15 protein-coding genes are annotated in these 14429 nt (G+C 32.9%); 8 read left to right on the forward strand and 7 right to left on the reverse strand.

The features are described 5' to 3' along the window. Positions 1–96: 96 nt before the first annotated feature. Both DFQ09_RS15225 and DFQ09_RS15230 read right to left on the reverse strand, forming a co-directional pair. Entirely contained in the window at positions 97–714 is a 618-nt protein-coding gene (locus DFQ09_RS15225; protein WP_181897196.1) for a LysE family translocator, read from the reverse strand. Positions 715–716: 2 nt separating this feature from the next. Further along, positions 717–1751, reverse strand: a complete 1035-nt coding sequence (locus tag DFQ09_RS15230; protein ID WP_115811857.1) for a quinone-dependent dihydroorotate dehydrogenase — start codon at positions 1749–1751, stop codon at positions 717–719. A 136-nt stretch (positions 1752–1887) separates the two neighbouring features. On the opposite strand from DFQ09_RS15230, the gene DFQ09_RS15235 reads away from it, so the two are divergent. From DFQ09_RS15235 to DFQ09_RS15255, 5 genes are all read left to right on the forward strand, one after another. After that, on the forward strand, positions 1888–2718 hold the full coding sequence (locus tag DFQ09_RS15235) for a universal stress protein (RefSeq protein ID WP_115811858.1): 831 nt from the start codon (positions 1888–1890) through the stop codon (positions 2716–2718). Between the two features lie 21 nt (positions 2719–2739). After that, complete coding sequence (pepT, locus tag DFQ09_RS15240) at positions 2740–3969, forward strand: peptidase T (protein WP_115811859.1); 1230 nt, start codon at positions 2740–2742, stop codon at positions 3967–3969. 133 nt (positions 3970–4102) lie between these two features. Continuing rightward, the gene (locus tag DFQ09_RS15245; RefSeq protein WP_115811860.1) at positions 4103–4468 is read left to right on the forward strand and encodes a DUF2200 domain-containing protein; all 366 of its coding nucleotides are present in this window, start codon (positions 4103–4105) and stop codon (positions 4466–4468) included. A 59-nt stretch (positions 4469–4527) separates the two neighbouring features. Then, positions 4528–5148 (forward strand): SMI1/KNR4 family protein, encoded by a 621-nt coding sequence (locus tag DFQ09_RS15250; protein ID WP_115811861.1) that lies wholly within the window; start codon positions 4528–4530, stop codon positions 5146–5148. 115 nt (positions 5149–5263) lie between these two features. Beyond that, on the forward strand, positions 5264–5416 hold the full coding sequence (locus tag DFQ09_RS15255; protein ID WP_181897197.1) for a DUF1801 domain-containing protein: 153 nt from the start codon (positions 5264–5266) through the stop codon (positions 5414–5416). 160 nt (positions 5417–5576) lie between these two features. On the opposite strand, the gene yajC is transcribed toward DFQ09_RS15255, so the two are convergent. The 4 genes from yajC to DFQ09_RS15275 form a co-directional block, all read right to left on the reverse strand. Further along, a complete protein-coding gene (yajC, locus tag DFQ09_RS15260) occupies positions 5577–5867 on the reverse strand; it encodes a preprotein translocase subunit YajC (protein ID WP_115811862.1) in 291 nt (96 codons plus the stop codon). A 24-nt stretch (positions 5868–5891) separates the two neighbouring features. Next, positions 5892–6464: a DUF1573 domain-containing protein gene (locus DFQ09_RS15265; RefSeq protein ID WP_115811864.1), complete on the reverse strand. Its 573-nt coding sequence runs from the start codon at positions 6462–6464 to the stop codon at positions 5892–5894. A 173-nt stretch (positions 6465–6637) separates the two neighbouring features. Next, on the reverse strand, positions 6638–7582 hold the full coding sequence (gene nusB / locus DFQ09_RS15270; protein WP_245940371.1) for a transcription antitermination factor NusB: 945 nt from the start codon (positions 7580–7582) through the stop codon (positions 6638–6640). Positions 7583–7689: 107 nt separating this feature from the next. Continuing rightward, entirely contained in the window at positions 7690–8793 is a 1104-nt protein-coding gene (locus tag DFQ09_RS15275; RefSeq protein WP_115811866.1) for a Glu/Leu/Phe/Val family dehydrogenase, read from the reverse strand. A gap of 132 nt (positions 8794–8925) precedes the next feature. Between DFQ09_RS15275 and DFQ09_RS15280 the strand changes: the two genes are divergently transcribed. The 3 genes from DFQ09_RS15280 (at position 8926) to DFQ09_RS15290 (ending at position 13727) form a co-directional block, all read left to right on the forward strand. Further along, complete coding sequence (locus DFQ09_RS15280) at positions 8926–10680, forward strand: ABC transporter ATP-binding protein (RefSeq protein ID WP_115811868.1); 1755 nt, start codon at positions 8926–8928, stop codon at positions 10678–10680. Between the two features lie 64 nt (positions 10681–10744). Continuing rightward, positions 10745–11134, forward strand: coding sequence for a PUR family DNA/RNA-binding protein (locus DFQ09_RS15285; protein WP_115811870.1), 390 nt, complete (start codon positions 10745–10747; stop codon positions 11132–11134). A gap of 85 nt (positions 11135–11219) precedes the next feature. Then, complete coding sequence (locus DFQ09_RS15290; protein WP_115811872.1) at positions 11220–13727, forward strand: M14 metallopeptidase family protein; 2508 nt, start codon at positions 11220–11222, stop codon at positions 13725–13727. Between the two features lie 343 nt (positions 13728–14070). Here the strand turns inward: DFQ09_RS15290 and DFQ09_RS15300 are convergent, their stop codons facing one another. Then, complete coding sequence (locus DFQ09_RS15300; protein WP_115811874.1) at positions 14071–14406, reverse strand: tRNA-binding protein; 336 nt, start codon at positions 14404–14406, stop codon at positions 14071–14073. Between the last annotated feature and the right edge of the window lie 23 nt (positions 14407–14429).

Raw genomic sequence — 14429 nt, forward strand, 5'->3', positions numbered from 1 at the left:
TTTGAAGGCGATAATAATTAGCATAAATGATTCTTCTAAATTAGTGATTCCGATAACTATCTCAATGTGTTAACATAAGTCATATAGAATAGCTTTCTAAATGAGAATAAAAACCGCAATCCCTACAAATACCACAATCTGAAGCCATTTTAAAACGAAACCTGAGTTTTTATGCTTTAAGGTGTAGGTTTTAATTTGTCCTGCAAGCAACGCTATAATAGAAAAAATAATAAAAGAGACCAACATAAAAAGGCCTCCTAAAATATAAAACTGCCAAACGGTACTCATCGTTTCACTAAATAAGAACCCCGGAAAAAAAGCTAAAAAGAAAATGGTCACTTTTGGATTGAGAACATTCATAAAAAAACCTTGAACAAATAATTGTTTTAGACTTTTCTTAGGCACATGTTCGGAATTAAAATTAAGACTTGCATCAGATTTAAAGACTTTGTAAGCTAGGTATAACAGATAAATCGCTCCTAAAAGTTTAATACCAAAGAATAGGTTTTCATTTGCTGCTATGATAGCAGAAACCCCAAAGGCTAATAAAGTCGTGTGAATTATACAACCTGTTATTAAACCGCAAACGGTTGCCATTCCATAAGATTTACCATGACTAATACTTTGGACCAAGACATAAATATTATCTGGTCCTGGAGCGAATGCCAAAGCCATTGTGGCACCTATAAATGCGGTAAGAATTTCGAAATTCAAAATTATTGATTAATCAATATCAATTCATTAATGCGTTTTATTAGAGAAGGTCCTTCATAAATAAAACCAGTATACACCTGAACCAAATCGGCACCAGCTGCTATTTTTTCTAAAGCATCTTCTGCAGAATGAATACCTCCGACTCCAATAATAGGAAAGGATTTATTGCTTTTATCCGCTAAGTACTGAATGACTTTAGTCGATTTGTCTTTAATTGGTTGTCCACTTAAACCACCATTGCCAATCTCGTTAAGTCGTGCGTCACTCGCTTTTAAACCTGTTCTGTCAATAGACGTGTTACTTGCAATAACACCATCGAGATTTGTTTCTGCAATTAATTCTACAATTTCATCTAATTGCACGTCGTTTAAATCTGGTGCTATTTTAAGTAGAATGGGTTTCTGCTTACTAAATGTAGTATTGGCACTTTCTACGCTAGAAATCAGCTCTAACAAATAATCTTTATCATTCAGTTTAGCGTGGCTACCGACATTTGGACAGCTGACGTTAAGTACAAAATAATCGACATAAGGATGTAAGGCATTAAAACACTCTAGATAATCTTTAGTATAATTTTCAGGAAGGGTTTGCGTATTTTTTCCAATATTTCCACCAATGATGAGTTGCCCTTTATTCTTTTTAAGTTGAGAAATAGCGGCTTGCAAACCGTCATTATTAAAACCCATGCGGTTAATAATGCCTTTATCATCTTTTAGTCTGAATAAGCGTTTTTTAGGATTTCCTTCTTGTGCTTTTGGAGTTACCGTTCCTATTTCAATAAAACCGAATCCGAAGTTGGCCAATTCATTATATAAAACGGCATTTTTATCAAAACCTGCAGCTAAACCTACAGGGTTTTTAAATTTTAATCCAAATAATTCACGTTCTAATCGTTTGTCTTCAATAACATAAAGAGATTTAAAGATACTTTTAACTCCTGGTATTTTAGATAGATTCCGAATTAACGAAAAGGTAAAATAATGTACTTTTTCGGGATCAAAAAGAAATAAAAAGGGTCTGACTAAAGCTTTATACATGAGAACGATTTTGCTTTACAAAAATAAGCATCTATTCTTTATAATGAAGTAATAATTTTATCATAAACTGTCAATTATCATAATTAATGCCCTCTAAATTTATTAACTTTGAAACACTAATCAAAATCAAAATATCATGAAAAAAATTATAGTTCCCGTAGATTTTTCTAAACACTCAGAATATGCCTTAGAAACGGCAGCTGCATTAGCAAAACAACACAATTCAGAATTAATAGTAATGCATATGTTAGAAATGTCTGAGTCTATTTTCTCTGCTTCTAGCGCTGAAAGAGGTGAAGAAAATGCGTTTATGTTAATGGTTGCCAATAAAAAGTTTGAAGCTTTTTTAGATCAACCTTATCTTGAAGGACTTGAAGTTACACCAATGGTTAAATATCATAAAGTTTTAAAAGAAGTTGCAGAAGTTGCCGCTGATGTTAGAGCAGACTTAATTGTTATGGGTTCTAGAGGACACAGTGATCACGATGGCGTCTTTACAGGTTCTAACACCGAAAAAGTTGTACGTTACAGTAATACACCTGTATTAGTTATAAAGTCTAAACCAAAATCTGTTAATTTTGAACATATCGTTTTAGCTACAGATTTTTCTGAAGAAAGTGTTCCTGCTGTTAAAAAGGCACATGAATTATTAATTGAATTAGGTCAAAAAACGACTTTATTACATATTAACTCACCAAACTTAACCTTTTTAAGTACTGATGAAATTGATGAGAAAATAGCAACGTTCTTAAAGTTGGCTAAATTAAACGAAAGCGACGTTACCATTGCGCGCATATCAGATCACAATGTGGAAGATGGTGTTTCAAATTTTGCTAGAAAACAACAAGCTGATGCCATAGCAATGATTACTCATGGAAGAAAAGGTCTAAGTCATTTCTTTGGTGGAAGTATTTCTGAAGATGTCGTTAACCATTCTAAACTTCCAGTTATTACCTTTAAGCTTTAATTTTTAAATACAAATAATTTTATGCAGCATATTATAAATCGGTTTATAAGTTACGTTACTATAGACACTGAATCTGATCCTAATTCTGAAACCACTCCGAGTACCAAAAAACAATGGGACTTGGCCAATAAATTAGTTGAAGAATTAAAAACAATTGGCTTAAGTGATGTGTCTATTGACGAAAATGCATACATCATGGCAACCTTACCAAGTAATGTCAGTCACGATGTACCTGTTATAGGATTTGTATCTCATTTTGATACCTCTCCAGATTTTACAGGTGCTAATGTGAAACCTCAAATTATTAATGATTACGACGGAAAAGATATCGTTCTTAATGCTGAAGAGAATATTATTTTGTCTCCAGATTATTTTGACGACTTATTACTTTACAAAGGTCAGACCTTAATAACAACAGATGGTACAACCCTTTTAGGTGCTGATGATAAAGCTGGTATTACTGAGATTGTAACAGCTATGGAATACCTTATTAATCACCCTGAAATTAAACATGGAACCATAAAAATTGGTTTTACTCCTGATGAAGAAATTGGCAGAGGAGCGCATAAATTTGATGTTGAAAAATTTGGTGCAGATTGGGCTTATACCATGGATGGTAGCCAAGTTGGAGAATTAGAGTATGAAAACTTTAACGCTGCAGGAGCTAAAGTAAAAGTGAAAGGTAAAATTGTACACCCTGGTTACGCAAAAGGTAAAATGATCAACTCCATGTATTATGCTTCAGAGTTTATTAATATTTTACCACGATTAGAAACACCAGAATGTACAGAAGGTTACGAAGGGTTTTTCCATTTACATAATATAGAAGGAGATGTTGAAGAAACAACGCTCGAATATATTATTAGAGATCATGACAAAGATAAGTTTGAAGCTCGAAAAGCTTTATTGGAAAAAGTGGTCTTTGATTTAAACACTAAATACGAAAGTGAAGTTTTTAAGATTGAAATAAAAGATCAATACTTCAACATGAAAGAAAAAGTGGAACCTGTAATGCATATTGTAGATATTGCAGAAGAAGCAATGAAAGCTGTTGGTGTAACTCCTTTAATCAAAGCGATACGTGGAGGAACTGATGGGTCTCAATTGTCTTATATGGGATTACCTTGCCCAAATATTTTTGCAGGTGGTCATAATTTTCATGGACGTTATGAGTATGTACCCGTAGAAAGTATGCAAAAAGCTGTAGAAGTTATTTGTAAAATCGCAGAGTTAACGGCTATAGAAAAATAGTTTCAGTCCTTTATAAAGACTCATAATAATTTCAATAAGCAGTAAACTATAGCATTTAGTTTACTGCTTATTTTTTTTTATGCTTAAATTTAAGAACCAAAATACTTTAGTTTTCAATTACAATACATTCATTATGACAACAACACCAAAACACGACGAACGCATTGCTGTAATGACATTTGCATCGGTTTATCCGCATTATATTACAAAAGTTGAAAAGAAGGGCAGAACAAAAGAAGAATTACATCAAGTGATTACATGGTTAACTGGCTTTGATGACACTAAGCTACAAGAACTCATCACGAATAAAGTCACGTTTAAAACCTTCTTTGAGAAAGCTAAGCTAAACCCAAATGCACATCTCATTAAGGGTGTTATCTGTGGGTACCGAATTGAAGATATACAAACTCAACTAACTAAAGAAGTACGCTATTTAGATAAATTGGTTGATGAATTAGCAAAAGGACGAAAAATGGAAAAGGTATTACGTAGCGCATAATTCACATCATAAACTTCTGAATAATCAGCATAGTATATAATACGAAGCAAAGTCGAAACATGAATAATATAGCAATTCTTAAAAAACTAAAATCTTCAACCTTTACCGATGAAGATGGTGAAACTTATACTTTAGATTTTAAAGATGGTTTAACAGCTTCAGAAATTGAAAAATTAAAACCATTATTCCCCAATCATACCATTGACAATGAGCTTATTAACATTTTAAAAGAGACTCGTGGTTGGGAAGATTACGGTTTAGATGATATTGATTTTTCTTCAATAGGACAATTTGGATTCACTGAATTATGCCCGTTTTCTGTGACTTTAGGACACGATGGATTAGGTAATCATTGGGTTTTAGATATATTAAATGATGGCTCATTAGGGCATGTATATTACGCTTGCCACGATCCGGCTGTGTTTATACGCTACGCTGATAATTTAAATGATTTTTTAAGTAGCTTATTAGAATTTCATGAATCACCTACAGAAAATTACCTCAATGACATCCATGATAAAGTTGTTTATGATATCTGGGAAAACGGAGGTCAATTATTCGATAAAATCGATTTTGAAAAAGCTAACACATCTTATTTTCCATTTTTTAATCAATTGGAAGGTAATGATTGGGCTATAGCTGATCTAAGAAATGCTAAAAATAAAACAGGATTTGCATGAGGGAAATTTGGACCTAATAGTGAAATAAAACGTCATCCAAGAGAATTAATTTGGGCTATTAAAAAAAGTAAAAAAGGATTCTTTAAACGCCTTTTCGGAAGCTAAACCAATTCCAATGAAAAAAGTAACCTCAGTAGAAGAATACATTGAAGTCAATCAGCACTTCGCAGATGCACTTAGCATTTTGCGACGTATTATGAATACCACTGAATTAGAAGAAACCATAAAATGGAGCATGCCAACCTACTGCCTAAATGGTAATTGGTAATTGGTAATTGGTAATTGGTAATTGGTAATTGGTAATTGGTAATTGGTAATTGGTAATTGGTAATTGGTAATTGGTAATTGGTAATTGGTAAAATTTAAAACAAAAAAAAAGACTGCTCAAATAAATGAACAGTCTTTTATAATTTATGATACAAACCGGCTTATTTTACAACAGCTGGTGCATTTAACTTATTACTCATTTCCATAGAAATAGCAGAACGGTCAAATTTAATTTTCCCTGCTAATGTTTCAATAACACAACTGTTATCTTTATCATTTAATTCTACAACTTTTCCGTGCATACCGCTTTTAGTAATTACACGAGTTCCTCGTGTTAACTCGCTTGCAAACTTTTTCTCTTGTTTAGAGCGTTTCATTTGTGGTGCAATCATAAAGAAATACATCACTGCAAAAATAGCGATAAACGGTAAAAATGATCCTAATCCTTCCATTCAGAAATTTATAATAATTATTAATTAATCGTGATTATGTCCTTCGTGACCTGGTTGCGTAGAATATTTTCTAGGTGCAGCAGCAGCAGCTCCATTATCTGTAGCTAAAGGATTAATACTTGGTGTTGCTGGTTTTGCAGCAGCAGGTGCATTTGGATCTTTTTCAATAAAAGCAGTAATCTTAACTGGTAATTGACCTTTTTCAGTATTCGTTACCATCGTTAATGACTTTGTTGTTTTTCCGTTACCCTTACCGTTAAACTTTACAGTAAATTGACCTGTTTCACCTGGCTGAACTTCTTTTGTATAGTTTGTTGGTACAGTACATCCACAAGTACTTTTAATATCACTTACCACTAACATAGAGTTTCCGGTGTTTGTGTATTTAAAAACTGTTTCAACAGGAGTTCCATCGGCTATTGTACCAAAATCATGTTCTGTTTTATCTAAAGTTAAAACTGCAAAATCACCAGCATTAGCATCTCTTTCTGCAGCAACAGCAACATTTTCAGATTTAACTTTACTCGCAGCGTCATCCTTACAAGATGTAAAAGCTACCATGCATAATGCACTAAGTCCTAAAATTACTTTTTTCATTATTCTCTTTTTTTGTTAAAAATTGTTTCAGCTTACGAAGTTAATGATTATTTTAAGGAATTAAAATTTTTAAGTCCTTGTTAACATATTCTTAGTAAGAAACCACTTTCTAAATTACTACGATTCAACTGAATTATATGACCTCAATAAGATTCTACTCAAATTAACGAACATTACATCAAACCTCTTCCAGCTTTAGGATGAATATTTTCAGATTGATACTCCTTTACAATCTTATCTAAAATCCCGTTAATAAACAAACTACTCTTTGGTGTTGAGTATTCTTTAGCGATTTCAAGATATTCGTTAATCGTAACTTTATGAGGAATAGAAGGAAATTTTTGAAATTCGCAAAGTGCCATTTTCAACAATACACCGTCTAAACTTGCTAAACGCTCAGAATCCCAATTAGTCGTTTTCTTGTTAATTTCTTCTGCGAACTTAGAACTATTTAAAAACGTTTTTTTAAATAACTCAATTGCAAATTCCTTGTCATCATCGTCTTTATACAAACTTGGTAACAAGGCCGTCTCTGGTGACGTTAACTTTAGTTTACGCAATACTTTTAACATGGCTGTATTTACCACTGGTAAATCATCTACCCATGTAATCTTTTTGTCTTCAAAGAAATCGTAAAGTTTCTCGTTTGGAGCTATGATTTCCGTAAAAACATCAATTACAAAGCTTTTATCTTTCTTAAAACTCGGCTCTGCGTCTTCTGTGTAGTTTTGATAAATGTCACTTTTTAAAATCGCTTTAAAAAGAATATCGACATACTCAAAATCTAAATCCCAAAAATTCAACTTCTTGTTAGCAATGGCATCTTGCAACATTGTATTACTACTAATAAGATGTAATAGTTGATTCTCTTGAAACTTTAAATCCGGATTTTTATCGGCTTCCGTTCCTAAAAGTTTACCTTGTAGCCTATCATTATGATTCTTACTCTTCTTATGCAGTTCTGTCAGCAGCGCTAAAAGCGATAAGTATAGGTCATACATACTATCTAAACTGTGTAACAAAAACTTTTGTTCTTTTATTAAATCATCACTTTCTGTACCTTTAAAAGCATACATGGATTGCATAGCTTTAATTCTGATGTGTCTTCGGTTTAGCATGTGTAAGAACTCACTTTTAGTATTGGTTATTAAAAAAGGTGAACCTATTAAAGATTCACCCTGCAAAAATACTATTATTTAATTTTTATATCCGAAAATAATTGAGACTATTTTAAGTTTTCTCTCTTACGAGTTTCAATACGTTCTCTAGCAATATTTAAGGCCGCATTGTGCGTTGTAAGATTATTCACCTTAGCATTATCTAAAATTTCGAGCGTCGTGTTATAAATATTCTCCGTTTTACGCATTATTTCTTGTCTATCATAATTCTCTAACTCTGCATAAACATTGATAATTCCACCTGCATTAATTAAAAAATCTGGTGCGTAAACGATACCACGTTCTTGCAAAATTAAACCATGAGTTTTCTCTTCTGCCAACTGATTATTTGCAGCTCCAGCAATTACTTTTGCTTTCAACTTATAAATAGTATCATCATTTATAGTCGCTCCTAGAGCACAAGGTGCATAGATATCCATCTCTTCACTGTAAATATCATTACCACCATAAATTGTGACTCCGTATTTAGAGCGCACTTCTTCTAATCGTTCTTGACTAATATCCGCAATAGTGACATTAGCACCTTCGTTAACCAAATGTTCAACAAGCGCTTCACCTACATTGCCAATACCTTGCACGTAAATGTTTTTATCTTCTAAAATATCTGAACCAAACTTAAATTTGGCAGCAGCTTTCATTCCCATAAAAACACCATAAGCAGTAATTGGAGACGGATTACCAGCTCCTCCTTTACTTTCTGAAATTCCGGTTACATAAGGAGTCACCTCTCTCACTGTATCCATATCTTCAGTGGTCATACCAACATCTTCTGCTGTGATGTAACGTCCACTTAGTGAATGTACAAACTCACCAAATCGCCTCATTAATTCCGGTGTTTTTTGCGTTTTAGCATCGCCAATAATAACGGCTTTACCACCACCAAGATTTAAACCAGTAATTGCAGATTTAAATGTCATACCTCTAGACAAGCGCAATACATCATTAAGTGCTTCCCACTCGTTTGCATAATTCCACATTCTAGTACCACCTAATGCTGGGCCTAAAACTGTATTATGAATACCAATTATAGCTTTTAAACCAGTATCTTTGTCATTGCAAAAAACAATTTGCTCATGGTCATCAAAAGAATGTTGTCCAAAAACAGGATCCATTTTTTTCAATTCTTTTGCAGTAATAATATCTGAAGTCATTTTTGTTAATTTAAGGGCGTTTAAATATATTCTAAAAACAGCATGCAAAAGTAAATCATAATTAAAGGATTAGCAAAACATTAACTATTAAATGCGATTATCATAATACTTTTGAGGTATTAAAGTCATAGAATGAAGGCACTAAAACATCTTAATAAATATTTTTACAAGTACAGATTCCGCATAATCATTGGCATCCTTATTACCATCGTTGCCAAGATCTTTGCCCTTTTCACACCGCGATTAGTCGGCGCATCAATTAATATTGTTTCTGACCGATTGGATGGAAAAATTTCCGATGAAATTTTTAGAAGTGAGTTAATGATTAACGTTTTCTACCTGGTTGGAGCGGCTATTATCGCAGGAATATTTACTTTTTTAATGCGTCAAACCATCATTAACGTATCGCGTTACATCGAATTTGACCTTAAAAATGAAATCTATCAGCATTACCAAATTCTGTCTTTAAAATTTTACAAATCAAACCGAACTGGTGATTTAATGAACCGTATCAGTGAAGACGTTGGAAAAGTAAGAATGTACGTTGGTCCGGCTATAATGTATACCATTAACACCATTACTTTATTTGCCGTTGCCATAATTTATATGATCGATAGGTCACCTACATTAACATTATATACACTACTTCCTCTACCCTTTTTATCGGCCGTTATATACAAATTAAGTCGTTTAATTAACAAGCGAAGTACTATTGTGCAACAATCACTTTCTACACTTTCTACGTATTCGCAAGAAACATTTAGTGGCATTTCGGTTATAAAATCTTATGGTATTGAACCTAGAACAAATCTAGAATTTGAAAATCTTTCAGCAGAAAACCGTCAAAAACAAATTAATCTTACGAAGGTACAAGCTTTGTTTTTTCCAATGATGATTTTACTAATTGGGATTAGTAACCTTATTGTTATTTATGTTGGCGGTATGCAATATATGAATGGCGAAATTGAACAAATAGGTACCATTGCTGAGTTTATTATTTATGTCAATTTATTAACATGGCCAGTTGCTACTGTAGGCTGGGTAACCTCTTTAATTCAGCAAGCTGAAGCTTCGCAAGAACGCATCAATGAGTTTTTAGATACTGAACCCGATATTAAAAACAATGCGAAAGAATTAACACCTATTAAAGGGGATATCGAATTTAAAAATGTATCTTTTGTATACCCAGACACTAATATTGAAGCTTTAAAAGATGTAAGTTTCACCTTAAAATCAGGAGAAACTTTAGCTATTTTAGGGAATACAGGTTCAGGAAAATCAACCATTTTAGATTTAATTGGTCGCTTATATGATATCGATAAAGGTTCTATTTTAATTGATGATACGCGTATTTCTGATTTGAATCTTTTCAGCCTAAGAAACAGCATTGGTTATGTACCACAAGATGCATTCTTGTTTTCTGATACTATAAAAAATAACATCAAATTTGGAAAAGAAGATGCTACGGATGATGATGTTATTGAAGCTGCACAAAACGCTAAAGTTCATAAAAATATCATCGGTTTTACTAAAGGCTACGATACTATTTTAGGTGAACGTGGTATTACATTATCTGGTGGTCAGAAACAACGTGTTTCTATTGCTAGAGCCATTATTAAAAAGCCAGATATTTTGTTATTTGACGATTGTTTATCTGCTGTAGATACCGAAACAGAAGAAAAAATTCTTAAAAATCTTGTAAAACTGACCAAGGATAAAACTACGATTATAGTAAGCCATCGTGTGTCTTCTGCAAAAAATGCAGACCGTATTATTGTTTTAGATGAAGGAAAAGTGATAGAGTCTGGAAATCACGAAAGCCTTATGAATACAAATGGCTACTACAAGGAATTATATAACAAACAACTCTCTGAAAAAGAAATGTAATTATTTGTTGTTTAGGTAAGTTTTTTTTTAGATTTTTGGATTGAAATAAAAAATAGATTGAGTTATGAGTGATTATGAAATGATGGATAAGGAAGAAATATATTCTAAAGTATTACGTGCAGGAAGAAGAACCTATTTCTTTGATGTTAGAGCTACAAAAGCTGGTGATTATTATTTGACGGTTACTGAGAGTAAAAAATTCACGAATGACGATGGTTCTTTTCATTACAAAAAGCATAAAATCTACTTATATAAAGAAGATTTTACTGAGTTTAAAGAAATCTTATCTGAAATGACTGATTATATCATTAACGAAAAAGGTCAGGAAGTCATTAGCGAACGTCACCAAAAAGACTTTAAACGCGAAGATGATTTTGTAACTCAAGAAGCAAAAACACCTGAAGACACAAAAAACATAGACAGCTTTACAGATATTAGTTTCGACGATATTTAAAAATTAGCTTCTGTTAAATAACACTAAACCTTGACAATTATGTCAGGGTTTTTTTATTTTTAGACTCTAACCAACCTTCCGTACTATGCAACGTATCCTTTTACTTTTAATTCTAGCGACCACAACCCTCTTTTCGCAATCGCAAACAGAACTATCTTATTATTTACCTCAGAATGCGGAATTAAACCCAGAGATACCAACACCACAAAGTGTGATTGGTCATAATGTTGGAGAATGGCACATTACTCACGATAAACTCGCTGAGTACATGAAAGCCCTTGCAAATGCGTCCGATAGAATTACAATTGAGGATAGAGGCAAAACGTTTGAAGGCAGACCACTATTACTACTGACTATTACAGCTGTAGAAAACCATGAAAATTTAGATGCTATTCAGTCAGCACATATTGAAGCAACAGAATCAAATTCTGCAAATACAAAAAACCGCCCGATTGTGGTGTACCAAGGCTTTTCCATTCATGGTAATGAACCAAGTGGCTCAAATGCCGCATTATTAGTCGCTTATTATTTAGCTGCTGCAGAAGGTGCAGAAATTGAGGATTTATTAAAGAATACAGTTATATTATTAGATCCATCTTTAAACCCAGATGGTTTACAACGTTTTGCGTATTGGGCTAATACCAATAAAAATATTAATCTAAATCCAGATCCTAACGACAGAGAATACAGCGAAGTTTGGCCTGGTTCGCGTACCAATCATTATTGGTTTGACATGAACAGAGATTGGTTACCGGTACAGTTACCAGAATCTAGAGCACGCATAGAAACGTTTCATAATTGGATGCCTAATATCTTAACGGATCATCATGAAATGGGTACCAACACTAGTTTCTTTTTTCAACCAGGCATCCCATCACGTACACATCCGTTAACTCCACAATTAAACCAAGATCTCACAAAAAGTATTGCAACATATCATGCTAAAGCTTTAGATAAAATTGGCTCTTTGTATTATTCTGAAGAAAGTTTTGATGATTTCTACTACGGAAAAGGCTCAACCTTTCCAGATATTAATGGAGGTATTGGGATATTGTTTGAACAAGCAAGTTCTCGTGGTCATGTGCAAGAAAGTGAGAATGGTTTACTAACTTTTCCATTCACGATTAAAAATCAATATACAGCTGCTTTTTCAACGCTTGCCGCTGCAAGTGCTATGCGAAAAGATATTCTAGAATATCAGCATAATTTCTTTAAGAATGCCAGAGCAGAAGCCTCTAAAGAAGGTAAAAATGCGATAGTTTTTGGGGATGAGAAAGATGCAGCTAAAACGTATCATTTAGCCGAAATATTAAAACGTCATCGTATTACATTTCACGACTTAAAATCTGATTTTTCAAAGAACGGGAAGAATTACAAGAAAGGGTATAGTTATGTGGTTCCAAAAAATCAAAAAAACACACGATTGATAAATGCCATGTTCGAAAAACGAACAACGTTTGAAGACAGCTTGTTTTATGATATTTCTGCTTGGACATTCCCATTAGCGTTTAATTTGGATTATACAGAAACAACAACTGCAAATGCAGGAAATGAAGTCACCAATTTAGAACACCTAAATGGAGGTGTTGATTCTAAAAGTGAATACGCTTACTTATTTGAGTGGCACGAATACTATTCTCCTAAACTTTTAAATTCAATTTTAAAGAAAGGTTTAAGAGCTAAAGTGGCCTTAAAGCGTTTTAAGGCTAATGGCAAATCATACGATTATGGTACGATTATGATTCCTGCAAAAAACCAAGATTTAAGCACTACTGAAATTTATAACTTTTTAAATAAAACAGCACAAGACAGTCATATTAAAATTGATGTTGTTTCTACAGGTTTAAACGAAGGTATTGACTTAGGAAGCCGCAATTTCAGCAATTTAGAATTACCAAAAATCGCACTTTTAGTTGGTGACGGAATGACCTCTTACGATGCTGGTGAAATATGGCATTTATTTGATACACGTTATGATATTATAGCAACGAAGTTAGATACTAAAAGTATGAGCAGAGCAGATTTAAGCCGTTACAATACAATAATCATGGTAAATTCTAATTCTGGTTTAGATGCGAACAACACAAAAAAATTGCAATCTTGGATTAAGGATGGTGGTACTTTAGTAGCCTATAAAAACACTTTAAAATGGTTGAATTCTAAAAAATTAATGGCATTTGATTTTAAGAAAAGTAAACTCATCGCAAAAAATATTAGCCACGAAGAACGCAGAGATTTTAGAGGAGCACAAGTTATTGGAGGTGCTATTTTTGAAACGGAATTAGATCGCTCCCATCCTATTAATTTCGGATACAAGAATGATAAATTAGCGGTGTTTAGAAATTCAACATTATTTATAAATGAAGATAAGAACAGTTATAACAATCCTATTCAATACAGTAAAAACCCGTTGTTAAGCGGTTATATTTCAGAACAAAATCTCGATAGTATTAGTCAATCAGTTCCTTTTAAAATTGGAAAAATTGGTAGAGGAACTATCATTGGTTTTACAGACAACACTAATTTTAGAGCCTTTTGGTATGGGACTAATAAGTTATTGATGAATGCTATTTTCTTTAGAGAGGAGATGTAGTTGGTTGTTGGTTGTTGGTTGTAGGTTGTAGGTTGTAGGTTGTAGGTTGTTGGTTGTAGGTTGTAGGTTGTAGGTTGTAGGTTGTAGGTTGTAGGTTGTAGGTTGTAGGTTGTAGGTTGTAGGTTGTAGGTTGTAGGTAATAAAATTTTTATGAACCTAATATTATAATCTTGAAATGTTTTTATCATCCATTATATCAACTTTTTCAAAAGCATGCCCCCCAATGTTCATCTTAAATGTTGAAATTTCAAAACTCAAAAACTTAGAAACTTAGAAACTTCAAAACTCAGAAACTCATAAACTTTGAACCTCTGAAACTATAAAACTTTAAAACTAAAAAAAACTAAGACACTGACATCCCGTTCTTAACTTTAATCTCAGGATGTAACAAAAACACATCATCTGCTTTTACGGCTCCAACCACTAAGCATTCGCTCATAAAATTAGCAATCTGCTTTTTAGGAAAATTAACGACAGCTACTATTTGTCGATTAATTAAATCTTCTTTTTGGTATTGTGTTGTAATTTGAGCAGAAGATTTTTTGATACCCAATGCACCAAAATCTATTACCAATTGATACGCAGGACGACGCGCATTTGGAAAATCATTTACTTCTATAATTGTCCCTATTCGTAAATCTACCTTTGTAAAGTCTTCAAATGTTATTATCTTTTCCATTTAGTAAAATTAATGAATAAAAC

The sequence above is a fragment of the Winogradskyella pacifica genome (assembly GCF_003386275.1).
GTDB lineage: Bacteria > Bacteroidota > Bacteroidia > Flavobacteriales > Flavobacteriaceae > Winogradskyella > Winogradskyella pacifica.

What these genes read in the sequence shown, in the direction of transcription:
- DFQ09_RS15280 (WP_115811868.1), top strand. Translation starts at nt 8,926, where the DNA reads ATGAAGGCACTAAAACATCTTAATAAATATTTTTACAAGTACAGATTC.
- nusB (WP_245940371.1), bottom strand. Translation starts at nt 7,582, where the DNA reads ATGCTAAACCGAAGACACATCAGAATTAAAGCTATGCAATCCATGTAT.
- DFQ09_RS15250 (WP_115811861.1), top strand. Translation starts at nt 4,528, where the DNA reads ATGAATAATATAGCAATTCTTAAAAAACTAAAATCTTCAACCTTTACC.
- DFQ09_RS15285 (WP_115811870.1), top strand. Translation starts at nt 10,745, where the DNA reads ATGAGTGATTATGAAATGATGGATAAGGAAGAAATATATTCTAAAGTA.
- DFQ09_RS15255 (WP_181897197.1), top strand. Translation starts at nt 5,264, where the DNA reads ATGAAAAAAGTAACCTCAGTAGAAGAATACATTGAAGTCAATCAGCAC.
- DFQ09_RS15230 (WP_115811857.1), bottom strand. Translation starts at nt 1,751, where the DNA reads ATGTATAAAGCTTTAGTCAGACCCTTTTTATTTCTTTTTGATCCCGAA.
- DFQ09_RS15265 (WP_115811864.1), bottom strand. Translation starts at nt 6,464, where the DNA reads ATGAAAAAAGTAATTTTAGGACTTAGTGCATTATGCATGGTAGCTTTT.
- DFQ09_RS15235 (WP_115811858.1), top strand. Translation starts at nt 1,888, where the DNA reads ATGAAAAAAATTATAGTTCCCGTAGATTTTTCTAAACACTCAGAATAT.
- DFQ09_RS15245 (WP_115811860.1), top strand. Translation starts at nt 4,103, where the DNA reads ATGACAACAACACCAAAACACGACGAACGCATTGCTGTAATGACATTT.
- DFQ09_RS15290 (WP_115811872.1), top strand. Translation starts at nt 11,220, where the DNA reads ATGCAACGTATCCTTTTACTTTTAATTCTAGCGACCACAACCCTCTTT.
- DFQ09_RS15275 (WP_115811866.1), bottom strand. Translation starts at nt 8,793, where the DNA reads ATGACTTCAGATATTATTACTGCAAAAGAATTGAAAAAAATGGATCCT.
- pepT (WP_115811859.1), top strand. Translation starts at nt 2,740, where the DNA reads ATGCAGCATATTATAAATCGGTTTATAAGTTACGTTACTATAGACACT.
- yajC (WP_115811862.1), bottom strand. Translation starts at nt 5,867, where the DNA reads ATGGAAGGATTAGGATCATTTTTACCGTTTATCGCTATTTTTGCAGTG.
- DFQ09_RS15300 (WP_115811874.1), bottom strand. Translation starts at nt 14,406, where the DNA reads ATGGAAAAGATAATAACATTTGAAGACTTTACAAAGGTAGATTTACGA.